At 65.5% G+C, this 26764-nt stretch carries 16 protein-coding genes and 2 tRNA genes; 9 read left to right on the top strand and 9 right to left on the bottom strand.

The window, feature by feature from the left end:
* Nucleotides 1–266: 266 nt before the first annotated feature.
* The gene (locus tag CU_RS09280) at nucleotides 267–2705 is read right to left on the bottom strand and encodes a DEAD/DEAH box helicase (protein WP_012361085.1); all 2439 of its coding nucleotides are present in this window, start codon (nucleotides 2703–2705) and stop codon (nucleotides 267–269) included.
* 228 nt (nucleotides 2706–2933) lie between these two features.
* Here CU_RS09280 and CU_RS09275 point away from each other — a divergent pair, with 228 nt between their 5' ends.
* Entirely contained in the window at nucleotides 2934–3137 is a 204-nt protein-coding gene (locus CU_RS09275; protein ID WP_012361084.1) for a cold-shock protein, read from the top strand.
* A 304-nt stretch (nucleotides 3138–3441) separates the two neighbouring features.
* Nucleotides 3442–6375, top strand: a complete 2934-nt coding sequence (gene topA, locus CU_RS09270; protein ID WP_012361083.1) for a type I DNA topoisomerase — start codon at nucleotides 3442–3444, stop codon at nucleotides 6373–6375.
* 250 nt (nucleotides 6376–6625) lie between these two features.
* On the opposite strand, the gene CU_RS09265 is transcribed toward topA, so the two are convergent.
* The gene (locus CU_RS09265) at nucleotides 6626–8152 is read right to left on the bottom strand and encodes an adenylate/guanylate cyclase domain-containing protein (protein ID WP_081477621.1); all 1527 of its coding nucleotides are present in this window, start codon (nucleotides 8150–8152) and stop codon (nucleotides 6626–6628) included.
* Here CU_RS09265 and CU_RS10520 point away from each other — a divergent pair.
* Together CU_RS10520 and CU_RS09255 are read left to right on the top strand one after the other, a co-directional pair.
* Nucleotides 8151–9497 (top strand): DNA polymerase III subunit delta', encoded by a 1347-nt coding sequence (locus CU_RS10520; protein WP_012361082.1) that lies wholly within the window; start codon nucleotides 8151–8153, stop codon nucleotides 9495–9497. The two genes, CU_RS09265 and CU_RS10520, sit on opposite strands and share 2 nt — an antisense overlap.
* Before the next feature lie 87 nt (nucleotides 9498–9584).
* Nucleotides 9585–9657 (top strand) — tRNA-Thr (locus CU_RS09255).
* A 168-nt stretch (nucleotides 9658–9825) separates the two neighbouring features.
* Here CU_RS09255 and CU_RS09250 read toward each other — a convergent pair.
* Both CU_RS09250 and CU_RS09245 read right to left on the bottom strand, forming a co-directional pair.
* Nucleotides 9826–11661: an FUSC family protein gene (locus tag CU_RS09250; protein WP_012361080.1), complete on the bottom strand. Its 1836-nt coding sequence runs from the start codon at nucleotides 11659–11661 to the stop codon at nucleotides 9826–9828.
* A gap of 116 nt (nucleotides 11662–11777) precedes the next feature.
* A complete protein-coding gene (locus CU_RS09245) occupies nucleotides 11778–13925 on the bottom strand; it encodes an acyl-CoA dehydrogenase family protein (RefSeq protein ID WP_012361078.1) in 2148 nt (715 codons plus the stop codon).
* Here CU_RS09245 and CU_RS09240 point away from each other — a divergent pair.
* Nucleotides 13881–15227: an MFS transporter gene (locus CU_RS09240; RefSeq protein WP_012361079.1), complete on the top strand. Its 1347-nt coding sequence runs from the start codon at nucleotides 13881–13883 to the stop codon at nucleotides 15225–15227. The two genes, CU_RS09245 and CU_RS09240, sit on opposite strands and share 45 nt — an antisense overlap.
* Here CU_RS09240 and CU_RS09235 read toward each other — a convergent pair.
* Nucleotides 15224–16552, bottom strand: coding sequence for a polysaccharide biosynthesis protein (locus CU_RS09235; RefSeq protein ID WP_012361077.1), 1329 nt, complete (start codon nucleotides 16550–16552; stop codon nucleotides 15224–15226). The genes CU_RS09240 and CU_RS09235 overlap by 4 nt on opposite strands.
* Nucleotides 16553–16631: 79 nt before the next feature.
* A complete protein-coding gene (locus tag CU_RS09230; RefSeq protein ID WP_012361076.1) occupies nucleotides 16632–17756 on the bottom strand; it encodes an alpha/beta hydrolase in 1125 nt (374 codons plus the stop codon).
* Between the two features lie 391 nt (nucleotides 17757–18147).
* On the opposite strand from CU_RS09230, the gene lpdA reads away from it, so the two are divergent.
* Entirely contained in the window at nucleotides 18148–19572 is a 1425-nt protein-coding gene (lpdA, locus tag CU_RS09225) for a dihydrolipoyl dehydrogenase (protein WP_012361075.1), read from the top strand.
* Between the two features lie 236 nt (nucleotides 19573–19808).
* Entirely contained in the window at nucleotides 19809–20930 is a 1122-nt protein-coding gene (locus CU_RS09220) for a hypothetical protein (protein WP_231837665.1), read from the top strand.
* An 89-nt stretch (nucleotides 20931–21019) separates the two neighbouring features.
* Here the strand turns inward: CU_RS09220 and ramB are convergent, their stop codons facing one another.
* The 3 genes from ramB to CU_RS09205 all read right to left on the bottom strand — a co-directional run bounded on the left by ramB (nucleotide 21020) and on the right by CU_RS09205 (nucleotide 24381).
* A complete protein-coding gene (gene ramB, locus CU_RS09215; protein ID WP_012361073.1) occupies nucleotides 21020–22564 on the bottom strand; it encodes an acetate metabolism transcriptional regulator RamB in 1545 nt (514 codons plus the stop codon).
* Nucleotides 22565–22669: 105 nt separating this feature from the next.
* On the bottom strand, nucleotides 22670–24121 hold the full coding sequence (locus tag CU_RS09210; RefSeq protein ID WP_012361072.1) for an LssY C-terminal domain-containing protein: 1452 nt from the start codon (nucleotides 24119–24121) through the stop codon (nucleotides 22670–22672).
* A gap of 189 nt (nucleotides 24122–24310) precedes the next feature.
* Nucleotides 24311–24381: transfer RNA gene (locus CU_RS09205), tRNA-Gly, on the bottom strand.
* Between the two features lie 210 nt (nucleotides 24382–24591).
* On the opposite strand from CU_RS09205, the gene dcd reads away from it, so the two are divergent.
* Both dcd and CU_RS09195 read left to right on the top strand, forming a co-directional pair.
* A complete protein-coding gene (gene dcd, locus CU_RS09200) occupies nucleotides 24592–25158 on the top strand; it encodes a dCTP deaminase (RefSeq protein ID WP_041628532.1) in 567 nt (188 codons plus the stop codon).
* Between the two features lie 74 nt (nucleotides 25159–25232).
* A complete protein-coding gene (locus CU_RS09195) occupies nucleotides 25233–26687 on the top strand; it encodes a UDP-glucose dehydrogenase family protein (protein WP_012361070.1) in 1455 nt (484 codons plus the stop codon).
* The last annotated feature ends 77 nt before the right edge of the window (nucleotides 26688–26764 follow it).

Raw genomic sequence — 26764 nt, 5'->3', positions numbered from 1 at the left:
TCTGGAGCGCTGGCGCCGTGCATCGTGGGCGCTGGGCAGGTCGCAGAGGGAGTTGTGGGGATTGGCGTAGGCCGCGCCGTCCCGCTAGGCCTGTCTGCGGCTTCTCCCCGGCTTCCCTCAGCGTGTTTTGCAGAGTTTGATGCCGGAAATCGGGTGAAAAACGGCATCAAACTCTGCAAAACGTATCGATGGGGCGTTCAGCGCGCCGGCTAGTCCCGCACCGCTAGTCCCCGCCCCGCTAGTCCTGCGCCGCTAGTCCCGCCCCGCTAGTCCTGCGCCGTCGCGGCGGCCAGGAAGCGCAGCAGCTCCAGTGCGCCCGTTTTGAACAGCGGGTCATTGCCATTGCCACACTTCGGGGACTGCACGCACGACGGGCATCCGGACTCGCACTCGCACGCCCCCACGGCCTCCGCGGTCGCAGCCATCCACCGGCCAAAATCTGCGAAGCCCTTCTCCGCGAACCCCGCCCCGCCGGTATAGCCGTCGTACACGAACACCGTGGGCAACCCCGTATCCGGGTGCTGCACGATCGACACCCCACCGATATCCCACCGGTCGCACGTTGCGATCAGCGGCAACAAACCGATCGCCGCATGCTCCGCCGCATGCAAGGTCCCTGGCCATGTCGGCTCCGGAAGTCCCAGGTCAAGCAGCACATCAGGCGCGACCGTGTATGCCACCGCCCGCGTGCGCAGCCGCTCCGGCGGGTAGTCCAGCGGCACGTTATCGATGATTTCCCCGCCCGGCAGCCGCTTGGTAAAACCAGTCACGGTGTGCGAGACCTCCACATTCAGGTCCGCCAACCACACACCGTCCGCCAGCTGGCGGGTGCCCCGGGTGCGCAGAATCTGGATATCCGTATCCCGCTTCACCCGCGTGCTGTACTCCGGGCTCGCTTGATGCAGCCACGCCACGCCCGCGGAAAGATCCAGGTCATCCACCAGGTAGGTCTCCCCCTGGTGCACATAGACCGCGCCAGGGTGGACATCCGACACTGCGCGGGCCTCATCCACCGTGCCGAGCATGCGCCCCGACTCCGACTCCACGATCGCCACCTGACCTGCCGCCCCGCCGCGGATCGACACCTGCGCGTGGATCTGCTCCGCTGCCTGCAGGTCCGCGAATACCCCGTGCGGCCGCCGCCGCAGCACCCCGCGGGAGATCAGGTGATCAGCCACCGCTTCGCCGTGCCAGGCCGCGATCTCCGCATCGCTCAGCGCGCGCTCCGCAGCCGCGCACACCAGGTGATCAGCCAGAACATAAGGATTGTGCGGGTCGAAGACCGTATTCTCCACCTCCCGGTCCAGCAGATCCGACGGGTGGTGGATGAGGTAAGTATCCATCGGGTCGTCCGCCCCAACCAGCACCACCAGTGCCCCCTGCCCGCGCCGCCCCGCGCGCCCAGCCTGCTGCCGGAAGCTCGCGATGGTGCCGGGGAATCCGGCGGCGACGACGGCATCCAACCCGCCCACGTCGATTCCGAGCTCCAGTGCGTTGGTTGCGGCTACCCCCAGCAGCTCGCCTTCATCCAGGGCCTTTTCCAGGTAGCGGCGGTCCTCTGGGGTGTATCCGGCCCGGTAGGCGGCCACCCGCGCAGCATCCTCCGCCCGGCCCATCCCGCCGAGCTCCTCCGCGGCAGCCAGGGCCACGATCTCCGCCCCGCGCCGGGAACGCACGAAGCTCAAGGTCCGCGCACCTGCTGCGATGACCCGGGCCATGACCTCCGCGGCTTCTGAGTTGGCGCTGCGCCGCACCGGCGCGCCGTGCTCGCCCTCCACACCCTCCAGGAATCCGGGTTCCCACAACGCGATCGTGCGCTCACCCGCCGGCGAGCCGTCATCCGTTACCGCCGTGACCTCCGCCCGCCCGGTCAGCCGACGCGCATGCGCCGCGGGATCCACACTGGTCGCGGAGGCCATGATCACGGTGGGTCCTGACGTCCCACATTCTGCGCTCGCTACCGACGATGGACCAGCGACCGAACCAGCCCCCGGAACGAGCCGCAGCAGCCGTCGCAGCACCATCGCCACGTGCGCGCCGAACACCCCGCGGTAGACATGGCACTCGTCAACCACCAGGTAGCGCAGGGTTTTCAGTAGCCGCGTCCACCGCTTCGGATTGCCGAGAATCGAGGCGTGCAGCATATCTGGGTTCGTCACGATGATCCGTGCCTGCTCCCGGATCGCGCGCCGGGCCTCGGGCGGGGTGTCACCGTCGTAGGTGGCGACCATGACGTCCGCGAGCTCCGGGGTGGCAGCGCACAGCCGGGCCAGGGACTGCATCTGGTCCTGCGCCAGTGCCTTCGTCGGGGCCAGGTACACCGCAGTGGCGGTCGGGTCCTCGGCCAGCGCGGTGAGGATCGGCAGCTGGTAGCCCAGCGACTTTCCGGATGCGGTCCCGGTCGCGACGATGACGTCCCTACCCTCCCACGCATGCTGAGCAGTTTCGGCCTGGTGGGACCAGGGTTTTAGGACGCCGCCTCGGCGCAGCGTCTGCTTAAGCGAGGGGAGCATCCATTCGGGCCAGTCCGCGGGGGTGGACAGGCGCGCCGGGACGTGGCGGATATGCGTGACGGTGGAGTTCGGCATGGCCGTGCGCAGGTCCTCGATGAGTTCGGCGCCGAGTGAATTCGGTGCACTGCCCGCGCCGGGTGAAGTGGGCGCGCTGCCTGCGCCGGAGGTGGGGGTGGTGGACTGCTCAGCCATGATGAGGGCAGTCTAGCCCGACCGCCAGACACGGAGTCTGCGGGAGTGCTGCATTAAGCGTTCGACCGATTGTTCATCTTTAACCCCTATCGGTGGCGAAAGAAACATGGCACACTGGTGTGTGGTCCCAATCCCATGCGCGGTGTCAACCGTTGATGTGGCGGTGAAGGCCCTGCTCCGCCGAAAGTTGGCGGGGCTGGTACGCCAAGAAAGATAGGTTGTTTGAAAATGGCGCAGGGAACTGTGAAGTGGTTTAACGCGGAGAAGGGCTATGGATTCATTGCCCCAGAAGATGGCTCCGCGGACCTTTTCGTCCACTACTCCGAAATCCAGAGCAGCGGCTTCCGCACTCTCGAGGAGGATCAGAAGGTCGAGTTCGAGGTCGGCGAAGGCGCGAAGGGCCCGCAGGCTCAGAACGTTCAGCCGCTGTAAGCAGCGAGTATGAGCTGCAGCCGGCTGCCAACTAGGCAGTAGGCACAGCGAAGAGCAAACGCCCCGGGGCGGTGGTTTCCACCGTCCCTTTTGCTTTTCTCCACCCCCGTGTCTGCACCAACCGCTAACCTCAGTCCCCAACGGCAGCAAGAACCTGTCTCGGGCTTGCCGCACCATCCGGTGGGGTTGCAACAGGGGTGGGGAACTGCCTAAAAGGTGGGGATAACACACCGCCCGATTTCCACTAAGCAGGTATCACTTGCCTATTGTGGCAATCTAAGGAGCAAATCCATGCGGAGGTCACGTGAAGCGTTTAGTCATTGTCGAGTCTGCAACTAAGGCCAAGAAGATCGCCCCAATGCTGGGGTCCGATTACATCGTCGAGGCTTCAGTTGGACATATTCGTGACCTCCCACGCGGTGCTGCGGACGTTCCGGCGAAGTATAAGAAGGAGCCGTGGGCGCGCCTCGGCGTGAACGTGGACAAGGGCTTCGAGGCCCTCTATGTGGTCTCCCCGGATAAGAAGAAGCGCGTCGCCGACCTGCGCGCCAAGCTTAAGCAGGTCGACGAGCTGCTGCTCGCAACAGACCCCGACCGTGAGGGCGAGGCCATCGCCTGGCACCTGCTGGAGGTCCTGAAGCCCAAGGTCCCGGTCCGTCGCATGGTCTTTCACGAGATCACCAAGTCCGCGATCCTCGAGGCCGTAGAAAATACCCGCGAGCTGGATTACAACCTCGTTGATGCTCAGGAATCCCGCCGTGTGCTCGACCGCCTGTACGGCTACGAGGTCTCCCCGGTGCTGTGGAAGAAGGTCATGCCGCGCCTGTCCGCAGGGCGTGTGCAGTCCGTCGCCACCCGCGTGATCGTCGAGCGCGAGCGCGAGCGCATGGCTTTCCGCGCCGCCGACTACTGGGATCTGACCGCCGAGCTCACGATCGATCCCGCCGCCCGGTTGGACGGCGATCCGGCGTCCTTCCAGGCCAAGCTCGCCACCGTGGGAGGCCAGCGCATCGCGCAGGGCCGCGACTTTAAGGACGACGCAACACTCAAGGCCAGCAAGTCTGGCGCCCCGCTGGTCCTGGACGAACAGCGTGCGAAGCAGCTGGCGTCCGGAATTAAGGGCGAGGAACTGCACGTCGCAAATGTGGAGGAAAAGCCCTACACCCGCCGCCCGTACCCGCCGTTTATGACCTCCACCCTGCAGCAGGAGGCCGGCCGGAAGCTGCGCTTCACCTCGGAGCGCACGATGCGCATCGCGCAGCGCCTGTACGAAAACGGCTACATCACTTATATGCGTACGGACTCCACGACGCTGTCCACCGCCGGCATCAACGCCGCCCGCGCGCAGGCCGCCCAGCTGTACGGCCAGCAGTTCGTCGCGGATGGCCCGCGCCAGTACACCCGCAAGGTGAAGAACTCCCAGGAGGCCCACGAGGCGATCCGCCCAGCTGGCGAGCGTTTCCAGACCCCAGGCCAGCTGGCTCAGAAGCTGGATGCCGAGGAGTTCAAGCTCTACGAGCTGATCTGGCAGCGCACCGTCGCCTCCCAGATGGCCGACGCCCGCGGTACCTCCATGAAGGTCACCATCGCGGGCACCTCCGGTGAGCCGGAGGCGGGCACCGAGGTGGAGTTCACCGCCACCGGCCGCACCGTCACCTTCCCGGGCTTTTTGAAGGCCTACGTCGAGGTCTCCCGCACCGCGGAAGGTAAGGACGTCGCCGATAACGCGGAGAAGCGCCTCCCGCAGGTCACCGAGGGCGTGTTCCTCACTGCGGAGGACGTCACCGCCGATGGTCACACGACGACCCCGCCGGCCCGTTATACCGAGGCCAGCCTCGTGCGGAAGATGGAGGAGCTCGGCATCGGGCGCCCGTCGACCTACGCGTCGATCATCCGCACCATCCAGGACCGTGGTTACGTCCTGCCCCGCGGCAATGCGTTGGTCCCCAGCTGGGTGGCCTTCGCGGTCGTTGGCCTGCTGGAGCAGAACTTCGGCGCGCTGGTGGACTACGATTTCACCTCCGCGATGGAGGACCAGCTCGACGCCATCGCCGAGGGCAACGAGGACCGCACGAAGTGGCTGGAGGGCTTCTACTTCGGCGGCGGCACCAGCTCCCAGAACTACGGCCTGAAGAATGTGGTCGCCCAGAACCTGGAGAGCATCGACGCCCGCCGCGTGAACTCCCTGCACCTTTTCGACGACGCCAACGGCGTGCCGATCGTCGTCCGTGTTGGTCGTTACGGTCCGTACCTCGAGCGCATGGTGAAAAACGATAAGGGCGAGGAGGAAGCGCAGCGCGCGAATCTGCCGGAGTCCATGACCCCGGATGAGCTGACCCTGGAGGTCGCCGAGAAGCTCTTCGCCACCCCGCAGTCCGGCCGCGAGCTGGGCCGCAACCCGGAGAACGGGCGCATGATCGTGGCCCGCGAGGGCCGCTTCGGCCCGTACGTCACCGAGGTGCTGGGCGAGGACGAGGAGGCCGAGGTCACCGCGAAGGCGGAGAAGGTCTTCCTCGCCGAGCGCGATGAGGAGGACGCCGAGCGCGCGAAGGAGGGCAAGAAGCCCCTGTCGCGCGGGACCAAGACCTTCGAGAATAAGAAGGCCAAGCGGATCAAGGAGATCCTCGAGGAGACCCTGAAGCCGAAGACGGCTTCGCTGTTCGCCAGCATGGAGCCGGCCACCGTCACCCTCGAGGATGCGCTGAAGCTGATGAGCCTGCCTCGCGAGGTCGGCGTGGACCCCGCCGACGGGGAGGTCATCACCGCGCAGAACGGCCGCTATGGCCCGTACCTGAAGAAGGGCTGGGACTCGCGCTCCCTGGGCAGCGAGGAGGAGCTGTTCAACATCACGCTCGACGAGGCGCGTCGCATCTACGCGGAGCCGAAGCGTCGCGGCCGCGCTGCCGCGAAGCCGCCGTTGAAGCGTCTGGGGGACAACGACGTCTCCGGTAAGCCGATGTCCGTTAAGGAGGGTCGATTCGGGCCTTATGTCACCGATGGCACGACCAATGCGTCGCTGCGCCGCGGGGACACCCCGGAGACCCTGACGGACGCGCGGGCCAATGAGCTGCTTTCGGAACGCCGGGCGAAGGACGCCGAGAAGGCTGCCGCCGGGCCGGCGAAGTCCACCCGTAAGAGCACGAAGAAGACTGCAAAGAAGGCAGCTAAGAAGGCGACGAAGCGTAGCACCAAGAAGACCGCGAAGAAGGCCGCGAAGAAAGCGGCCAAGAAGGCTTAGGCCTCAAGCGGTGCTAGGGCACCTAAGTCTAGGGCTTAAGTAGTGCTAGGCCCGGGTGGTAGCTCCCAGAAGGAGCCGCCACCCGGGCTTTCTGCTGTGCGTTGTGGCTGCTGGCTCAGGCATGAACTTCTCACATAACTTCGTACTCATCTTCGTACAGTGAGAAGTAACTACGAAGATGAGTGAGAAGATGCCCCCTCGCAGCAGTCAAGAAGATTTAAAGCCCGCCGCCAAGCAACCAGTCTGCCGCCTAGTGGCGGTCCGCGAGAGTGGCGCGCACCGGGCGGGCCAGCTGCGTCATCTGGCGGCGGCCGCGCAGCTCCACAGACTTCAGCATCGTCCAGCGACGCTGCTCTGCCTCATTGGCCAGCCGCACCGTCGCAGCACTCGTCAGCACGCGACCTGGAGTGTCCTTCGCCAAGTCCGTCAGGCGGGACGCCTGGTTCACGGCGTCGCCAATGACGGTGTACTCGAAGCGATCCTTCGCGCCGATGTGACCGGCGACGACCGAACCCGCAGCCACGCCAACGCCCGCTTCGAACTCCAGATCCGTGAGCTTGGAGTGCATCTCCCGGGCGGCAGCCAGCGCGTGGCCAGCGGCGTCCTCAAGGGGCAGCGGAGCACCGAAGACGGCGAGGGCGGCATCGCCCTGGAACTTATTGATGATGCCCTTGTGCTCGTGGACGACCTCCACGACGCGGTCGAAGAACTCGTTGAGGGCGGACACCACGTGCTCCGGGGAACGCTGCGTGGCGAAGCCAGTGGAACCGATGACGTCCACGAACAGCACCGCGACGTCGCGGGACTCGCCGCCCAGCTCCGGGTCCTCCTCCAGCGCGCGACGGGCAACCTCAGTACCGACGTAGCGGCCGAAGAGGTCCGAGACCTGCTGGCGTTCCTGCAGGCCACGCATCATCTCGTTGAAGCCGGCCTGCACCACGCCGATCTCAGAGGAATCATAGATGCGCACCGTGGTTTCCAGGTTTCCGCGACGCACCTGGTTGATGGCGAACTGCAGCTCGCGCACCGGGTCCACCACACTCATCGCGCTCAACCGTGCGCCCAGGAAACCGGTGAGCAGGGCGGTGGCGGCGAGCGCCACGAGCGCGGGGATCAGGTCCTCCATCGAGCCGTCGAAGAAGTTTCTGGCCTGCGCGAAAATCAGCAGCAGGATGCCCAGCACCGGCACCGCGTTGGTCAGCACCCAGGTGGCCATGAGGCGGGTGGACATCGGCGAGAGGGAGGACTGCTCCAGGGAACCCTGCTCGAGGGCGCGGGCGGCGACGGGACGAACCAGCCGTTCGGCCTCCATGTACGTCATCAACGTCACCATCAACCCGCCCAACACGGCGGTCACGGCAACCGTAATTGCCCACCGCGAGGAGAACTGCGCGGCCACCGTCGTGAAGATCACCACGCCGATGGCCCACAGCACCGCACCCGTCACGGACTGCAGGAAGGGGATGCGCAGCACCAGATGCCGGATCATGTTGGGGTCATAGGCATCGGGGTTGCGTTGCCAGCGGAGAACGGGGGCGAAGAAGATCAGCGTGAACACCACGCCGGCCACGATCGCGAAGATGAAATAACTCAAATAGGCAATCGAGGTGACGGTGTTTGGGCTGGTCAGCTCGCGTGCACCGCGCAGCGGGATGAGGAAGCGCAGGAAGGTCGCGACGGCGATCGCGCCGACCACGTTCGTCATCAGAATCATCGCGGCATACAAGGGCCAGTAGGTGCCCCAGACCCATTTCAAGTAGCGCGCGAATTGTTGCATGGGTATTACATTATCGAACCCGTCTACAGCGGGGGCTAGACTGTGCTTCGTGAACGTGGATAGCTCTGGATTCGACCCCGTGGCCGGCGGTGGCGTGTGGCGCAAGATCACCGCCCAGCCGGTTCGGGAGCTGCTCGCGGGCGCGGTGGCGAACCCGCAGGCGATGACGCACTCCTGGCTATTCACCGGCCCGCCCGGCTCGGGGCGCTCGATCGCGGCCAAGGCCTTCGCCACCGGGCTGGTGTGCCCGAACGGGGGCTGCGGGGAGTGCGAGCAGTGCCAGTCCGCGGCCACCGGCACGCACCCGGACATCGTGTGGATCGCGACGACCGGCTCCGTCATCCCCGTCGAGGACGTCCGGGAGGTCATTAGTTCCGCCGCGTCGATGCCCACCGTTTCCCGGTGGCGGGTCGTCGTTGTTGAGGACGCCGATCGCCTCAACGAGGCCGGTTCGAATGCGCTGCTGAAGTCCGTCGAGGAGCCGCCCGCGCACACCGTGTTCGTGCTCTGCGCCCCGTCCACCGACCCGCTGGACATCTCGATCACGCTGCGTTCCCGCTGCCGCCACGTCTACATCCCGACCCCGTCGCCGCAGCAGGTGGAGGATGTTCTTCTTCAGGACGCCTCCCTGGGCATTACGCAGGAGCAGGCGCGATGGGCCGCTGGGGTGTCCGGTGGACACATTGGCCGAGCCCGGCACCTGGCGCGTGACGAGGCAGCCCGGACGAAGCGGGCGACGGCGCTGAAGCTGCCGCAGATGGTCTACGAGGGCGCGCGCCTGTTCAGCTTCACCTCCCAGCTGGTGGCGAAGGCGACTGAGGAGGTCGCCGCCCAGGTGGAGGCGGTCGAGGCGAAGGAACGCGAGGCGCTGGAGGAGTCCCTGGGCGTGGGGGCGAAGGGCCGTGGCGCTGCGAAGGCGCAGCGCGGCTCGGCAGGGCAGATGAAGGAGCTGGAACGGGAGCAGAAGAACCGCCGGACCCGGATGGTGCGCGACGCGCTGGACCTAGCCTTGATCGACGTTGTGGGTTTGTACCGCGACGCGATGCTGCAGGCGGCGGGCGCGGTGGAGCCGGTGGGTGGTTCGGCTGACGCCGCCGAGGTGGCCACAGGCGACACCGACGGCACCGCGGCCGCGGCCCATGGTCTGCAGCCCGTGGGTGGGTTCCAACACCCGGATATGCGCGCCACCTCGGGCGAGCTCGCGCGCCGGAACTCCCCGGAAGCGCTGGTCCGCTGTATCGACGCGGTGTCGGCCTGCCGGGAGACCCTGGGGATGAACGTGAAACCGGAGGTCGCGCTCGACGCACTGGGCGGTGCGCTGCGGGAAGCGTGCCGGGTGAGTTAGCGCGCTCGGTTTTGTGTCTTCGTGCTGCTGTCCGCTACGATGATCCTCCGTAAGAATGCTTGAGCTTTAGGCTCTGGGTTTTTGCGCGCCGCCTTAGCTCAGTCGGCAGAGCGTTTCACTCGTAATGAAAAGGTCGCGAGTTCGATTCTCGCAGGCGGCTCACCAAAAAACGGTCACTACCAGCGCAAGCGGTAGTGACCGTTTCGCATTTCACCACTACGCTGTGCCCAGGCTGTCCATTCGGCCGAGCTCTATCTGGCCGAGAGGGCTGTCCGTACCTGGGCGTTCTGCACGATCGCGACCCTCACGGCCATTCTGAAGGCGCGCGCTACACGCTAGCCGGGGCGAGTCGGCCGTACATTGCGGCTAGTTTCTCGACGTCGCCGCCCGGAACCTTGTCCAGGTCGGAGTGCGCGGCCGTCGCACCTACCCGCAGTACCTCGTGGGCGACCAGTTGCGCGGCGGCGTGGTGATCCCACTGTTCTTGCCGCCACTCATAGGACTCGTTGGCGCACGCATTCGTCACCGCACGTGACTCGTTGAGCTCGTAACGCAGCTCGCGGCGGTCCAGGATGGCGTCGTCGATCGGGCTGGTTCGTAGGCTGGCGATCATCTTCTTTATCGACGTCAGCAGGTACGCGTAGTTGAGCTCGGCGGTGTTCTGGAGGTTATTGGGGCGGAAAAGCCAGATGGCCAGGACGGAGAGCAGGGAGGCAATCACCAGCTCCGCGCCACGGTCCATAGCCGTCTGGCCGATGGGGGCGCTGCCCAGGCCAGCCATCATGAGCCCCAGCGGGGCGGTGAAGACCATCGCCAGCCCGTAGTTCGCGGCGATGAAAAGCTCCGTGCAGGCCATGGCCACCGCCAGGCCGAAGAGATCCATCAGGATGCCCGGGTGCAGCTGGTAGAAGGCCAGGTACAGCAGGATGCCAATGACGGAGCCAGCGATGCGGTGGATACAGCGCACCGTGCCCGCCATGCGGTAGGGCCCTTGGCCGAGCAACAGCATCACGGAGGTAATCGCCCAGTCCGGTCGTCCCAAGCCAAGCACCGTAGAGAGGATGGACACGCCCAGGCCCGCGAGTGCGACGCGCTGTGCGGTGACCACTGGGTGTGAATCCCGGTGCCACTGCCGCTTCAGCTTGGCCCACGCCCCAGGAGAGGCGAGCGGGATCGTGCGTCGGTCGGAGGGAGAATTGCGCTGCGCCTGGGCCTCAGGATCGGCGGTGGCCCAGCGGTGTTGCGCGCTGAGCATGCGGTGCACGAGCTCCTCGCGCCTGGTGCCCTGGGCCTCCGGGGTGATCGTTCCGCCGCGGATGGCACCCGCGTGGGCGAGCATCGACCAGGCGCGGTGGATCGCCCCGGCGGCGGTGAGCTTGAGGGACTCGTATTCGGCTGGGGCCTCCTTGGCTCGGGCTTCCAGATAGTCGGCGACGGCGGCCTCGGCGTCCTCCACCGCCTTACGTTCCGGCCCGTGTTTGTCGACCAGCCATCCAGACATGCTGATGATGAACCCGGAGACCGCGCCGATGATGGACCAGGTCAGGGTGGCGGAGAGGGAGATGGAAATCTTGTTGACCATCAGCCCGCCGGTGACGAACAACATCAAATACGGCCCCGGTGGGGTCAGGCGCAGACACATCGTCACGTAGACACAGACCACACAGACGGAGAGGAAGAGTAGCAGCGGCAGGTAGGCGATGAGCGCGCCACGCGGGTTGGCGATGACCCCGCCAAGTCCTTCGGAAAAATCCATCTGCCCGTGGGAATGGCTCCAGATGCCGAGCAGACGGAATCCCAGGGTCAGGCTGGTGAATAACAACCCATAGCGCAGCAGGGACTTCCAGCGCTCGCGATAGGGCTTGTTTTCACCATTGATGAGGAGCACAGCCCCCGCGGAGACGAGCAGCAGTTCGGGACCGAAGCCCAAAAGGTAGCCAATGATTCCCGGGATGAGGATCGCCAGGGCAGCGCGGGTCGCGCGGGGAATGTGGTGGCGGAAGGAGTTGAAGGTCAGCAGCATCGCCCGCATCGAGGGCGGGGAGGGGGCATCGGGGAGGGCGCGGACGCCGAAGGAATCGGCATCCGTGCCGAAGATACGGTCGACTGAACTTTTGCCCGCTGCTGGCGGGCCCTGCCTATTCTGATCTCCCGAAACTGTCACTCAGTCGAGTCTAGCGCGCGGGTTTTGCGCGAAATGTGCAGGGGTTCAGGCAGCCGTGGCCGGTACTTTCCGCCCGCCACGGCTTTCTGTCGCGCGGCTGCACGTTGCCCCTGGAGTTAGTCCTCCCGCCAGCGGCCTGGCTGGCCGACCGCTGGGTCGGACTCGGCCTTGGTGACCATGTCCTCATAGCGCCGCATGAGGTTGACAGAGGTGATCTCCGACGGCACCCCGAAGGCGTCCACCAGCAGCTCCGACCACGGACCAAGAGAGTCCACCAGGTCGTTGAGCGCGGCACGCGCCGCCTTGGTGCGCGTACCCGTGAGCAGGTTCTGCTCCAGGTACCAGCTGCCGTTGCGGACGATGAGGTCCAGGAAGTAAACGTCGCGGACCTGCTCCATCACATGGCGGGCGGTGTCGCTGGTCAGCGTCGCTTCCGCCTCCAGCATGGCTTCGAGGAGGATGCGGTCCACGTGCGCCCACGCGACCTCCAGCAGGTGGTCCTGTGCCCGGTCGACGACCTTTGCGGCCTTCTCCACCGGCATGTCCTTGGCCACCCGCAGGCGGCGGCCCAGGGATACCATGAGGCGGCGCTCGCGCTCCGAAATCAGGCGCACTTGGCTTGCCGGGTCGAAGAGAGTGGCTTCCTCGCTATCGGAGAAGGTGTCCTTCAAATTCTGGACCAGGGCATCCGCGGCGGTGCGGCGGCGCAGCAGGGTGGAGAAGTTATCCAACCCGAAACGGACCATTTCCAGCGGGTTGAAACTACCGATCTCCTTGGAGAAGCCGGTCATCAGCTCCTTACCTGCCAGCTGCATCATCACCACGTTGTCACCCTCGAAGGTGGTGAAGATATCCGAATCCGCCTTCAGGCTGGTCAGCAAGTTCTCGGCCATGTAGCCGTAGCCGCCGCAGGCCTCGCGCATCTCCTGGATGGTGTCGGTGGCGTGCGCGGTATTCGCGGCCTTCAGGGCGGCAGCGTGCGCCTCGATCTCGCGCTGGTCGGCTTGTTCCTCCTTCGTGGCGTTCACGGGGTCGACGCCGCGTGCCTCGAGGTCGTGCAGCCCGGAAATCAGCTCGTTCGTCGCCAGCTGCAGTGCGTAGGCGCGCGCCACCCGAGGGATGAGGCGCAGCCGGTGCTTGCGGTGCTGGATGAGGGTATTTTCCGGCAGGTCATCGCTGGGCGCGAACTGCTTGCGCAGGTTGGCGTAGCGCACCCCGATATCCAGGGCGGTTCGCGCCGCAGCACCGGCGGCGGCACCCACCGTCACGCGCCCGCGGACCAGTGCGCCGAGCATCGTGAAGAAGCGGCGGTTCGGGTTCTCGATCGGCGAGGTGTAATTGCCCTCTTCGTCCACGTCTGCGAAGCGGTTGAGTAGGTTCTCGCGCGGCACGCGGTAGTTCTCGAAGACCAGGGTGCCGTTGTCCACGCCGGGCAGCCCGCCCTTGTAGCCGTGATCGCCCAGGCGCACGCCCTCGACCGGGGAGCCGTCGTCCTCGCGGATGCGGGCGACGAGGCAGTGCACGCCGTGCGACTCCTCCACACCCGGGGTGTAGAGCTGCGCGAAGACCGCGGCAAAGCGGCCGTCGCGGGCGGCGTTGCCGATGTACCACTTCTCCGAAGACGCGGTGGGGGAGTTGATGATGAACTCCTGGGTCTCCGGGTCGTAGGTCGCGGTGGTCTCCAGGCTCTGGACGTCGGAACCGTGGCCGCGCTCCGTCATCGCGAAGCAGCCCAGCGCTCGCAGCTCGATCAGGTCCTTAACCAGGTCATGGTGGCGCTCGGTGCCGAGGTTGCCCACAGCGCCGCCGAACAGCCCCCACTGCACGCCGGATTTCACCATCAGGGAGAGATCCGCCATGCCGAGCATCTCGATGCTGGCCAGGGTCGCGCCGGTCTCCCCGGTGCCGCCCTGCTCCTCGCGGAACGCGCCGTGCGGCAGGCCCGAATCCAGCACCGACTGCAGCTGGGCGGTGGTGCGGGCGCGGGCTTCTTCCAGGCTGAGCCCCACCGCGGGCCGGAACTGATCGTCCTTGAGTACCTCGCGAATGTTGTCCCGTGCCTCGCCAAATTGGCCGTCGAGCACCCGCCTGAGCTCCGGGAGGATCGCCGGATTCGGGGTGGTCGGCAGGGGGTTGGGGGCCTTGGAGCGACGGGGGATGTCCTCTCCAAGCTGCTTATTCTTTGGTGAGTTCTGTGCCATGACCCAAGGGTACGCAATGTGGCGAAGGCCACAGCCAATTCGCGATTTCCGCTTAACCCGCATTCGAGTATGGCGGCGAGATGCCGAGGATTAACATTGGTAGCCATGTCACGAAGCTCCGATACCCCAACCAATCTCAACATCGACTCGCGAGGCTCGAAGTACAAGGGTTCGCGAGCGTGGCTCATGGTTGCGTTGGCGGTATTTATCGTCGCTTGGGGCGGCAACGAGTTCACCCCGATGATGGTCTTCTACCGCGGGGAGGACGTCTTCTCCCCGGTGTTCGTGGATGCCCTGCTGGCCTTCTACGCGGTAGGTATCGCCATCGGCCTGCTGGTCGCCGGGCCACTGTCCGACCGTTATGGACGCCGCGTCGTCATGCTGCCTGCCCCGATCGTTGCGCTGATTGGGTCCGTCCTCATCGCGATGGGCGAGACCAGCGAGCCGATCATCTTTACTGGCCGCATGCTCTCCGGCTTGGCGCTGGGCATGGCGATGACCGCTGGCGGTTCCTGGATTAAGGAGCTCTCCAGTCCTGCCTTCGATCCCACCGCCAAGCCGAACTCCGGGGCGAAGCGTTCCGCGATGGCCATGACCGGCGGTTTCGCGGTGGGTGCGTTGATCGCAGGCCTGCTTGCTCAGTGGGGTCCGATCCCCGGCCAGCTGCCGTACATGATCCACGTGGTCCTCTCGATCGTGACGATCGTGGGCCTGATGACGGTGCCGGAGACCCGCCAGAGCGCACACCTGAAGGTCAAGGGCTCGTTTCTGAGCGACCTGGCATCCCCCTCCGCGAAGCACCCGCGCTTCCTGCTGGTCGTGCTGCCGCTGGCGCCGTGGGTCTTCGGCTGCACCGGCGTGGCCTACGCGATCATGCCTGCTCTGATTCAGAATTCTTATGGCAATCCGATCGCCATCACCGCGGGTATCACCGCCCTGGCGCTGGCTTTCGGCTTTGGTATTCAGCAGTTCCCGGACCTGTACTGGCGTAATAATTCCGCGTTCGGCCAGCAGATCGGTCTGGTCATCGTGATCATCGGCATGCTCGTCGCTGCCTGGACCGCAAAGACCGTCTCCCTGGCGGGCGCGTTGATCGTCGCAGTCGTCCTGGGGCTGGGCTACGGCATCACGCTGCTGACGGGCCTGACGGAGGTGCAGCGACTGGCCAGCCCGGACGAGCTGGGTGGCCTGACCGCGATCTATTACGTGTTCACCTACGTGGGCTTCTTCTTCCCGATGATCCTGACCCGCCTGTCCGAGTGGTTCAGCTACCCGGTCATGCTTCTCGCGGGCGTGGTGGCTGCGGTCCTAAACCTGGCCCTGATCACGGTGTTCTCCCGGAAGTTCATCCCGGCGGAGAGCTAGGCCTTTTCTTTCACGACGTCGCCCTCGCTGGCCTCGGCTCGACTGGGCCGGTTCGGTAGGCGCTGGAGCCGCCAGAGCTGGAGGGCTACACCGACCAGCGGGCCGATCCCTAGGGCGAGCACCGAGCGGAGTTCTGGGGTGGTATCCACCAGCAACAGGCCCACCGCTGCGACGGTGGCGATGGCCCAGCCGAACCAGTACAGGTCGTGGCGGCCAGCGGCGAGGGCTGCGGAGCCGGTGACCATGAGTAGTGCGGTGCCGGTGGAGGCGAAGGTCAGCAGGCCGAGGGCTGCGGGGGAGACCAGGTAGGCCTCGTCGAAGAGCAAAGCCATAATCGGGCGCCCCACGAGGTAGGCAGCCACCCCGCCCACGGCGCCGATGGCGATGATCGCCAGCGCGGGAGCGGTCGCGGCGCGCAGAACCTGCTCGCGGTGTTTGGTGAAGTGCACGATCAGTGCCGGCTGGAAGCGCTGCAGGGGGACGAGCAGCGGGGCGCGGGTGAGGGTGACGGCCGTGATCGTCCCGGCGAGCACAGCGCCCGCCTCGGCGGCGCCTCCGGCGGAGCTGAGCTCCTCGCCGGTGCCGCTGGCGCCAGCGAAGTCTAGGTCGGTGGTGGCGCGCAGCAGTACGGGGAAGCCGGTGATGAGCACGGCGTTCGCCCCGGAGGCCAGCATCGCTTTCAGGCCGCGCTGCACGAAGGCCCGGGCGGGGATGTCCGCGCGGTGGCTCAGCAGTGGGCGCACCCCGGGGAGCAGTGCGAATGCGGCCCAGGTGCCCGCGCCGATGACGGTGATGATGAAGAAGGAGACCACGCCCCAACCCAGCCACCAGGCGAGCGCCGCGAGCAGTAGGCGGATCCCGGAATCGATGCCGATGAGCCAGGCGAACTCGCGCCAGCGGGAGGCCGCGGAGATCAGCCCGCAGAGGATGGCTTGGAAGGCGAAACTCGCGAGCCCCGTGGCGGTGAGAATGGCAGCCCACAGGGGGTGGGCGGGGCTCACGCTGGCTGCCCACAGTGGGGCAGAAACCAGGGAAAGTAGCCCGAAGGCGAGGGCAAAACCGCCCGCCAACGCAAAGGGGCGGGCCGATCCGCGATCGGCGACCGTCTCCTGCGGTTCGGTGCCCTCGCGGTTGTGCCGGGCAGCGGTCACGCCGCGGGCGGTCTCCTGCATGAGGCCGTCGATGAGCCCGGTGAGGGCGAAGAACAGCCCCCAGAAGACCATGAAGTCCACGTAGCCTGCGGGCGGCAGGGCCTTGGAGGCGATCCAGATAACCAGGTAGCCTGCGGCGGCGACGAAGACAGTGGCGATGCTCAGTGCGCGCATCGGGGCCGCACCTCCGGCTGTGCATTAAGCCCGGCCCTCAGCAGGGCCGGGCGGTGTGGGTTCTTGGTTCCCGAAAGCGTTAGTTCCCGAAGGCCTTGTTCAGGACCGGCAGGTAGTCGCGCAGGTCGTCCTGCCAGTAGCCCCACTGGTGGGTGCCGGTGTTGCGGAAGTTGAAGGTGGCGTCCTTCTTACCCAGGGAGCGCAGCTTCACGTCCAGGTCGTGGGTGCAGCCATTGGTGGCGGCTTCGATGACGCCACCCTCCACAGCCACGGTCGTGGCCGCGGACAGGTCGCCCCTCACGCGCTCGGAGCTCAGCACATCGTGCTTGCCAACCAACCCAGAGGCGTTGGAGACGTACAGGTTCGGCTGCTTGACCAGGTTCTTCGCGTTGACCAGGGCATCGTCGCGGAGGGCTGCCGGGGTGTGGGAACCGCCCCACATCTCGTTGACGTTGGTCCCGCCGCGGGCCAGGGTGATGCCGATGAAGGCCGGGGCCAGACCCTTGGTGGTCGACGCGCAGCCGGAGAAGGAGCCAACGGAGTCATAGAAACCCTGGTTGTGCGCGGCCAGGTTCAGCGAGGAAGTGGCGGACATGGACATGCCCGCGATGGCGCGCTTGCCGTTGGCCTTCAGTTCCTTCTCGATGGTCTGCGGCAGCTCCTTGGTCAGGAAGGTCTCCCACATCGGCTTGTAGCCAGCTTTGTTGTACTTGCTCACCCAGTCGGTGTAGTAGCTGAACGCGCCAGACATCGGGATGACGATGTTGGCGTTGAGGTTCTCGCCGTAGTAATCGATGATGTCCGACTGGTTGATCCAGTTCGCCCGGCCCTCGCCGCCGTCGGCGCCATTGAGCATGTACAGGGTTGGTAGGCCGGCGGTTTCGCGCAGCTTCTTACCCTTCGGGCCGATGACGACCAGCGGGATTTCCAGGCCACCCATGGCCGGGGAGGTCGCGATGGCATAGCTGACGTTGTGACCCGCGCGCTTCAGCTCCTTAACCTTGTTGACCCAGCGACCGTTGGTGCTCGGGTTCACGGTCCCCGGCAGCTCGTCCCAGTACAGCTCCGCAGCCTTCGCATTGTCAGCGACGGCCTGGGCGCTCACCGGCACAGCCGAGGCAGAGGATGCGGTGTGGGTGGCCATGGACAGTGGCATGAGGGCCGCGAGGGATGCGGCAAGGCCACGGGCGAGGTACTTCTTCATCGAATTGTCCTTCGTGTATCAGCTGTGGTGATCGGCGGTTTTCTGTCCCCGGTCCGACCAGCGGCTGGGAATCTACCAGCTAGATAGTAGCCATGATTATGAGACAAGGGAAAGTAAATGCCAGCTTTTCTTAGTATTTTTGCCCATAAAGCTGCTAGAACTAATGCAGGAAGTGGACAGGCCGTTCCCATTCCTCTGGCATCGCAGCACGTGAAAGCCAAGAAACTTCAGATTTTTCCCTCGGAACTTTAAGGACCACCAGACATGCAGTTCATCGACCAGATCATCCTCGTCATCACCGACTTCCTGGGTGGATTCGTCCACGGCAGCGCGGACGCTTTCTCGAACCTGAAGCTGGCTCTGGGCTCTATTTAGCTATAAGGTTGGGGCCGTGGCTGAACATTATGACGTAGTAGTAATCGGTGCAGGCCCTGGCGGGTACGTCGCCGCAATTCGCGCGGCGCAGCTGGGCCTCAAGACCGCAGTTGTCGAGAAGCAGTACTGGGGTGGCGTGTGCCTCAACGTGGGTTGTATCCCCTCGAAGGCTCTGATCCGTAACGCGGAGCTGGCGCACACCATCACCAAGGAAGCGAAGACGTTCGGAATTACCGGCGATAACATCTCCATGGACTTCGGTGCAGCGCACAAGCGTTCCCGCAAGGTCTCTTCTTCCATCGTCAAGGGTGTTCACTACCTGATGAAGAAGAACAAGATCCAGGAGATCAACGGTCGCGGCGAGTTCGTCTCCGACAAGGAGATCTCCATCGTCGACGGCGACGATAAGGGCAAGAAGATCACCTTCGATAACGCCATCATCGCCACCGGCTCGGTCGTTAAGTCCCTGCCGGGCGTTGAGATCGGCGGCAACATCGTCTCCTACGAGGAGCAGATCCTCGACGAGAACGCCCCGAAGTCCATGGTCATCATCGGTGCCGGCGCCATCGGCATGGAGTTCGCCTACGTGCTCTCCAACTTCGGCGTGGACATCACCGTCGTCGAGTTCATGGACCGCGTCCTGCCGAACGAGGACAAGGACGTCTCCCGCGAGATCGCGAAGCAGTACAAGCGCCTCGGCGTGAACCTCAAGACCGGTCACAAGACCACCGAGGTTCGTGACCTGGGCGAGGGCAAGGGCGTCGAGGTGGACATCGAGTCCGCCGACGGCAAGAAGTCCGAAACCCTCAAGGCGGACCGCGTCATGGTCTCCATCGGCTTCGCCCCGCGCACCGAGGGCCTCGGCCTGGACAAGGCCGGCGTCGAGCTGGGCGAGCGCGGCGAGATCGTCATCGACGAGCGCATGCGCACCTCCGCGAAGAACATCTACGCAATCGGCGACGTCACTGCGAAGCTGCAGCTAGCCCACGTCGCTGAGGCGCAGGGCGTTGTCGCAGCAGAGACCATCGCTGGCGCGGAGACCCAGGAGCTGGGCGATTACCAGATGATGCCGCGCGCTACCTTCTGCAACCCGCAGGTCGCATCCTTCGGTTACACCGAGGAAGCAGCCCGCAAGAAGGCAGAGGAGGACGGCCGCGAGATCAAGGTCGCGACCTTCCCGTACACCGCCAACGGCAAGGCTCAGGGCCTCGGCAACGCAGTGGGCTTCGTCAAGCTCATCGCGGACGCAGAGTTCGGCGAGCTGCTCGGCGGTCACATGGTCGGCCCGGACGTCTCCGAGCTCCTGCCGGAGCTCACCCTGGCGCAGCGTTTCGACCTCACCGCGGACGAGATCTCCCGCAACGTGCACACGCACCCGACCCTGTCTGAGGCCATGAAGGAAGCCGCCCACGGTATCGGCGGCCACATGATCAACCTCTAACAGGTTCCCGGGGGTGCTATCGCCCCGCCTGGCTGGGTTTAGAGACCAGCCGAGAAGCTGAACAGCGCGCCCCCGAACCGGCGACAATGACCGGTTCGGGGGCGCGCTTTGCTGCGCTAGGGCCACTCACCGTAAAATCCACCCCACCCAGCGCAAATACAGGTGATCTCGCACGGTCCTCCACGCGCTGCGGGCAGTCCACAATCCCTCCTGAGGCAAGGAAAAACGAAGCACCCATGACCACCCGCATCGGCATCGTGGCAGACCCCGGCCTGCCAGAACGGCGCGCTAAAGCGCTCTTCGCGGATCTCCAAGCAGCAGCCAAGGACCACCGCACCGGGGAGCCTGCCGAGCTCTTCTTGCGCATCGGCTCCTTCCCGATGAGTTCTCGTGGAACCGTGGAGCTGCACGACAACACCATCGAGGTGCTCGAGAAGTACCAGTGGGACCGGTTGATCTATCTCACCGACTTGCCGCTCAGCACCCGCCGGCCGGTGATCAGCCAGTGCATCCAGAACGGCAAAGCCACTATGCTCTGCCTCCCCGCCTTCGGCCTGCTGCGCGCAAAGCTCGGCCTGAGGCAGGAGATGACCCGCCTGGTGCAGGGCAAGATGGCCGGTGCGGGCGTGCCCGAAGAGAACATCGACGGCTACGAAGACATCGCGGGCGGCGACGTCCGAGCGGATACCACTCGCGTGCTGGAGGGGCGCGGCCGCACCCTCCGCCTGCTGCTCGGCATGATTCGCTGCAACAGGCCGGTGGCCCTGCTGCGGGTGCTTTCCGGGTCCATCGCCCTTGGCGTGGCCAGTGGTGCCTTCGGTGTGTTTTTCGGTTCGATCTGGCTGATGAGCTCTCTGATGCCGATCTGGCGACTGATCCTCATCAGCATTCTCGCGATCTGCGGGATGACCTTCTGGCTGATCTACAACAACAGCCTGTGGAACCCCCGCTCCTCGAAATTCCGCTACGACTCGGTGGGGTGGTGGCGTGCCCGGTGGGATAATTACGCCACGCTCGTGACTGTGGCGATTTCCTCGCTGTTGATGTACCTGCTCCTCATTGGTGTGCTGCTCATGCTGGCGGCAGCGATCGTGCCGGTGAAGTACTTCAGCCTGCAGATTGGCCACCCGGTTCAGCCGTGGAATTACCTGCTGTTGGCGTGGTTCGCTGCGTCGCTCGGCATGATCGCCGGCGCTCTGGGATCCGGCTTCGACTCGGAGGAGGCGATCCAGCAGGCCACTTATAACCGCCGCGAGCTGGAGCGCCGCGCGCAGATCGGACTCTTCGACCGCGAAGAGCCGGGCTTCGGTTACTACAACACCGATACCTCGCTAGACATCACGCCGCCACGCGACTAGGCACACCACTAGCGGCGCTACTAGCCACGCGGCGGCGCGAGCGTCGCGGGGGCAACGTCCTGGGACAATCCGCCCGCGTCCGAACGCCGCTAGTACGGCGAGACCGAGGAACGGTGGGCGTCGATGTCCACCTGGCGGTCGATCGGCGGGAACGCGCGCTGCGGGCAGGTCGTCCTCGGGCACAGGCGGCAACCCGAACCGATCGGGGTGGCCGCGGAGGTGTCCTCCAAGTCCAAGCCATCGGCGTACACGGTGCGCTGCGCGTGCCGCAGTTCGCAGCCCAGGCCGATGGCGAACATCTTGCCCGGGTTCCCCCACGCCGAGCGGTGGTGATTCACTGTTCGGGCGACCCACAGGTACGTGCGACCGTCCGGCATCTGGGCGATCTGCCGCATGATCTTGCCCGGGTAGCTGAAGGTCTCGTAGACATTCCACAGTGGGCAGGTACCGCCCGAGCCCGACAGGTGCAGGCCAGAGGCGCTCTGCCGCTTAGACATATTCCCCGCTCGGTCCACCCGCACGAAGGTGAAGGGCACGCCGCGCAGGCTGGGGCGCTGCAGGGTGGAGAGCCGGTGGCAGACCGTCTCATAACCCACCCCGTACTCACGCATGAGGAACTCCAGGTCGTAGCGGGATTCTTCAGCGGAGGCGTGGAACTGCCCGTAGGGCATCAGCAGGGCCGCCGCCCAGTAAGTGGCCAAGCCACGGGAGGCCAGCCTGCGGGAGGCATCAGAGGTGAAGTTGCCCAGCTCCACCAGGGAACGGATGGTCGGGCCGGCCTCCAGGTAGGCCAGCTCGGTGGCCAGGCGGAACGCGATCTGCCCTGGCCGCATCATGGCGGAGACGTACAGCCGCTTCGTCTCTGGGTCGAAGCTGTGCTGCGTGTCGCCCATGTCCCGGGAGTAGGTGACCGTCACGTTGTGCTTATCCGTGAGTCGGTCGACGAGGATCGCTTCCGCGTGGCGGATCTGCGTGGCCCCGAGGTTCAGCTTTTTCGCGAGCTTCTCGGCCTGTACGTCCAGGACGTCCACGTAGTTCTGCCGGGCGTAGAAGTAGTCCCGGACCTCCTCGTGCGGCATGGAGAAGGCCTCCGGCCCGGAGGCGCGCCCGAAGAGCTCGCCACGAGGGGTAATGGACAGCACCGCAGAACCCTGCAGGCGCTCCTCGGTGGCCAGCGTGAGCTTGTCAGAGACGTTCCGGTAGCGGCTGTGCATGTCCACCATGGCGCGGGCGATCGCGGGGTGGTGGCGCACCAGCTCGGCCAATTCGGTGACGTCCACCGGAGTGGGCCAGATATCGCGATCGGCCATGACGTCCTGAACCTCGGCGAGCAGGCGGAGGGAGTCCTCGTTGGCGAAGAAGGTGGCGTCCACACCGAAGGCCCTGGTGATCTTCTGCAGCACCGCCAGGGTCAGGGGGCGCTGATCGTGCTCGATCTGGTTCACGTAACTCGCGGACAGCCCCAGGGTCGTGGCGAGCTGGGCCTGCGAGATATCCCGCTCCTTGCGCAGCTGGCGCAGGCGGGAGCCCACGAAGTTCCGGTTCGTCTCGTCCGGCGTGCGGGGGCTCTGGGAAGCTCGGGCACCCTGGGTGCTCCGGACACCCCGGGAACCGGGGGACGGTGCGTCGGCCATGCTGAACCTTTCTTCGTTGCGGAGGCGTTCTGTCGCGGAGACGTTCCGGTGCGGGGCGTTTCCCGGGCGCGTTCCTGCTCGAATGTCGAGCGCGGGTGGCGCTTCCTACTCCACGGATAGCCCGCGGTTGGGGTGGCGCAGGTTGTAACTGACCACCTTGTCCTCCCGGCCGCCGCTGACCCAGCGCCTGGAACTCTCGGAGGAAATACTCATCACCAGCACCAGCGCGACCGCCACCATGAAGAGGTTGCTGGCCACGTGGTGCTCGGAGGTTGCGGCGGCCAAGAGGTCGCCGATGGAGATCAGCGTGATCGTGACCATCAGCAGCACACGCGCCCACCGGATGCGCATGAAGGTCAGGACCAGGAGCAGCAGTGCCGCTAGCGACCCGACGAAGTGCCCGTAGAGCACCCAGGTCTGCTTCAGCGAACCAGTCACCCAGCCGATACTCGCCAGCTGGGTGCCGGAACGCCACGCGGTGAAGATCGCCACGATGGCGGTCAGCGCACCGACGATATTCATCTCAGCCGGTGGCAGCTCCTTGTCCCGCTTGCGGCTGGCCTCTTCTTCCTCCTTGCGCGCCTGCACGCCGTCGCGCACTTTGGGGACGTCAGCGAGCCTTTCGGCCGCGCCGGTGACGTCGACAATCGGAAGGTCACCATCCGTGACGATCTTGTCTCCGCCGCCGTTGTGGCAGATATACGGCGAGGAGAAGTCCGGCAGCACCTTGACGGTGATCTTTGGGTCGACGTACTGCAGGGTGCCGATGAGGTAGTCGCGTTCGGCGTCCGTGTCCTCGTCGATCTTGTGGGTGATCTGGCCGGTGAAGCTGGACAGCCCCACGCCCCGGTCGTAGGTTGCGCCGGCCATCCAGGCGACCTTCTCCCCGCCGGGCAGCGCCCAATCATCCGGGGTGCGCCACAGCCGCACGTGGTGGCGCTTGGATGCACTGCCGGAATCCTCCTGCTGATAGGCGAAGGCCTGCGAGCGCTTGAAAATCACCAGCGGGCTGACCGGTGCCGCCGGGTAGGACTTCCGGAACACGCTGGATACGGCAATCTTCCAGCTGGAACGCAGCGTGATCTTGTCTGCCTTCGTCCAACCCGCGGCCAGCAGCACCGCGTGGATGTCCTCCTCCGAGCCGTGCAGCGCAATATTCACCGGATCGCCCAGCAGCCCATCGGAGGTGCGCGCGCGGGCGACGAAGTAGTCCGGCACGTAGACGAAGGTGAACAGCTGGTGCATGCGCGGCAGCGAGAGGTACGCGAGCACGAGGAACCACCAGATCACCCAGATCAGGCTCTTGGTTTCCATGTTGAAGCCGTTGAGGATCATCAGCGCCAGGTACCAGGCGGTCAGGGCGAGGGTGACGATGATGAAGAGGGCGTCGATAGCGGTGTAGACGGAGAGCTTGCGCTGCCCCTTCGTCGTATCGTTCTTCGGCTGATACTCCGGGTATTTCTCCGGTACCGGGTAGGGGTTCTCCTGGTCGCTGATCCGCGTCAGTCCCTGCCCGCTGGCATGCTCGTCGGCCTGCCGACTGGCTTGCTGCGCCATCGTCGTGGTCCTTCCTTCTCCGCCCCAGGGGCGCTCTTTAGTTTTAGGACGTCAACCTCGCCCCGGCGCCCGGCCTGCCGGTAGGGATTCGGCAGGGTGATGGTGGATATGAGTGTAGCGGGGAGGGGTGGATTTTATGGCTCGGGATAGCGAAAACCCCGGTGCGCATATGCCCACCGGGGGAATCTGAGCCGATGACGGGAATCGAACCCGCGTATTCAGCTTGGGAAGCTGACATTCTACCATTGAATTACATCGGCAAATGTGTCCTGGACACTAGCGATTAAGTATAGGGCACGCGTCGGGGAGCAGCCAAAAGGCCAGGCCGTTAGCGTCGCGTCGGCCGCTGCACAATGGTTTAACCCGGCTGTCGCTCGGTGGCTCGATCCGGCTGTCGCTCGGTGGCCCAATCTGAGCCCCGCTCAGTGGTGTGGGGGTTCGGCGCGGGTTGCTCGGTTAGACTGGGAGACGTGCTTCTTTCAGATCGTGACCTCCGTTCAGAAATCGCCGCCGGTCAGCTCGGCATCGAGCCTTTTGATGCCTCGATGGTGCAGCCCTCCTCTGTGGACGTGCGGCTGGATAGCCTGTTCCGGGTGTTCAATAACTCCCGGTACACCCACATCGACCCGAAGCTGCCGCAGGAGGAGCTCACCACCCTCGTGGAGGTGGAAGGCGAGGAGCCCTTCATCCTGCACCCGGGGGAGTTCGTCCTCGGCGCGACGCTTGAGAAGTTCACGATCCCCGATCACCTGGCAGGCCGCCTGGAGGGCAAGTCCTCGCTGGGGCGCCTGGGGCTGCTGACCCACTCCACCGCGGGCTTCATCGACCCGGGTTTCTCCGGTCACATCACCCTGGAGCTTTCCAATACCTCGAACCTGCCGATCGCCCTGTACCCGGGGATGAAGGTCGGTCAGCTGGCTATTTTCAAGCTCTCCAGCCCCGCCGAGAACCCCTATGGTTCGGGTGCGGTGGGCTCGAAGTACCAGGGCCAGCGCGGTCCGACTCCGTCGAAGGCTTATCTGAACTTCCGCAAGTAGCGGCCCCGATCCGGCGTCGCTGACGCGCTGCCCGTCACGCAACCGAATCCGTGCGTATTGTGTGGGGCATGCGGATGACTGTTGTCGGCACCGGCTACTTGGGAGCAACACACGCAGCGTGCATGGCCGAGCTCGGCCATGACGTGCTGGGGGTGGATACCGATCCAGCGAAAGTCGAAAGGCTCAACGCTGGCAAATCCCCGTTCTACGAACCGGGATTAAAGAAACTTTTGAAACGGGGGGTCAGCGCAGGAAAACTGCGCTTCACCACCGACCCGGCGGAAGCCGCCGAGTTCGCCAAGACTCACTTCCTCTGCGTCGGCACCCCGCAGCAGGCCGGCGGTGCGGGGGCCGACCTCAGCCAGATCTACGCCGTCGTCGACGCCTTGGCCCCGCTACTACGCGGCGATCACGTCCTGTTGGGTAAGTCCACCGTCCCCGTCGGGACCACCCCGGTGCTGCAGGAACGGATGGACCGGCTCATCCACGCCGCGGCGGCGCAGGCAGCAGCCAAGAAAACCGGCAGCAAGAAAGGCTCGAAGGCTAAGAAGGATTCCGCCCCGGTGGCGAGCTGCACCGTCGCATGGAACCCCGAGTTTCTCCGCGAATCCACCGCAGTGGACGACACCCTGCACCCTGACCGCATCGTCGTCGGAGCGCGGGACGAGGACCGCGAGAAGGTCGAAAAGCTCGTCCGGGAGATCTACGCCGAACCCCTGGCCGAGGGGTCACCACTGATGATGATGGACCCCGCCACCGCGGAGCTGGTGAAGACGAGCGCGAACTCCTTCCTCGCCACCAAGATCAGCTTCATCAATGCGGTCGCCGATCTCTGCGACGCCTCCGGTGGGGACGTCACGGCACTCGCCGCGGCCCTGGGTGCGGACCGTCGCATCGGCAAGTCTTTCCTCCACGCCGGTCTCGGATTCGGTGGTGGTTGCCTGCCGAAGGACGTCCGTGCGTTCATGACCACCGCCGAAGAGCTCGGCGCGACCGGGGCCAGCGGCCTGCTGAGCCAGGTGGACGCGATCAACAACTCCCGCCGCGACAAGGTGGAACACATGGCCCACGAGGTCTTCGGTGGGGACGTCACCGGCCGGAGCATCACCGTGCTAGGCGCAGCCTTCAAGCCTCGCAGTGATGATGTGCGCGAGGCACCGGGCGTGGATATCGCGATGCGGCTCTACCAGGCCGGGGCTCACGTGCGCATCTACGACCCGAAGGCGAAGAAAACTGCCCGCCTGGCGGCTCCCGAGCTGCAGCACGCCCCCACGCTGCCCGAGGCCCTGCAGGGAGCGGAGCTGGTGATTGTGGCTACCGAGTGGCCGAAGTTCCGACGTCTGAAGCCGGCCGAGGCGCTGGATGCGGTGCAGGCCGGTCCGCCCCCCGGGGCAGGAGTAGCGCCGGGGGAGAAGAAGAAAAAGAAGGCGCCCACCGTGATCGATGGGCGCAATTGCCTGGACCAGCAGTCCTGGGAGGATGCCGGCTGGCGGGTGCTCGCACTCGGCCGCAGCCGCACGCTCGCCTAAAGTCGCCTCCGCACCGGGGGGCTGTGCCCGGCTGCCTGCCTTGAGTCGGCACGGGCAGCGGGGGTCCGCCGCAGGGG

The sequence above is a fragment of the Corynebacterium urealyticum DSM 7109 genome (assembly GCF_000069945.1).
Lineage (GTDB): Bacteria > Actinomycetota > Actinomycetes > Mycobacteriales > Mycobacteriaceae > Corynebacterium > Corynebacterium urealyticum.
Note: the sequence above shows the minus strand (reverse complement) of the source record. Positions and strands in the feature narration are given on the sequence as shown.

Bases quoted from the DNA above. Each gene is read 5' to 3' on its own strand.
- CU_RS09280 (WP_012361085.1), bottom strand. From the start codon at position 2,705: ATGGCTGAGCAGTCCACCACCCCCACCTCCGGCGCAGGCAGCGCGCCC.
- CU_RS09275 (WP_012361084.1), top strand. From the start codon at position 2,934: ATGGCGCAGGGAACTGTGAAGTGGTTTAACGCGGAGAAGGGCTATGGA.
- CU_RS10520 (WP_012361082.1), top strand. From the start codon at position 8,151: ATGGGTATTACATTATCGAACCCGTCTACAGCGGGGGCTAGACTGTGC.
- CU_RS09265 (WP_081477621.1), bottom strand. From the start codon at position 8,152: ATGCAACAATTCGCGCGCTACTTGAAATGGGTCTGGGGCACCTACTGG.
- CU_RS09245 (WP_012361078.1), bottom strand. From the start codon at position 13,925: ATGCGGGTTAAGCGGAAATCGCGAATTGGCTGTGGCCTTCGCCACATT.
- CU_RS09235 (WP_012361077.1), bottom strand. From the start codon at position 16,552: ATGCGCGCACTGAGCATCGCCACTGTCTTCGTCGCCGCCGCAGGCTAC.
- CU_RS09230 (WP_012361076.1), bottom strand. From the start codon at position 17,756: ATGAAGAAGTACCTCGCCCGTGGCCTTGCCGCATCCCTCGCGGCCCTC.
- CU_RS09220 (WP_231837665.1), top strand. From the start codon at position 19,809: ATGACCACCCGCATCGGCATCGTGGCAGACCCCGGCCTGCCAGAACGG.
- ramB (WP_012361073.1), bottom strand. From the start codon at position 22,564: ATGGCCGACGCACCGTCCCCCGGTTCCCGGGGTGTCCGGAGCACCCAG.
- CU_RS09210 (WP_012361072.1), bottom strand. From the start codon at position 24,121: ATGGCGCAGCAAGCCAGTCGGCAGGCCGACGAGCATGCCAGCGGGCAG.
- CU_RS09195 (WP_012361070.1), top strand. From the start codon at position 25,233: ATGACTGTTGTCGGCACCGGCTACTTGGGAGCAACACACGCAGCGTGC.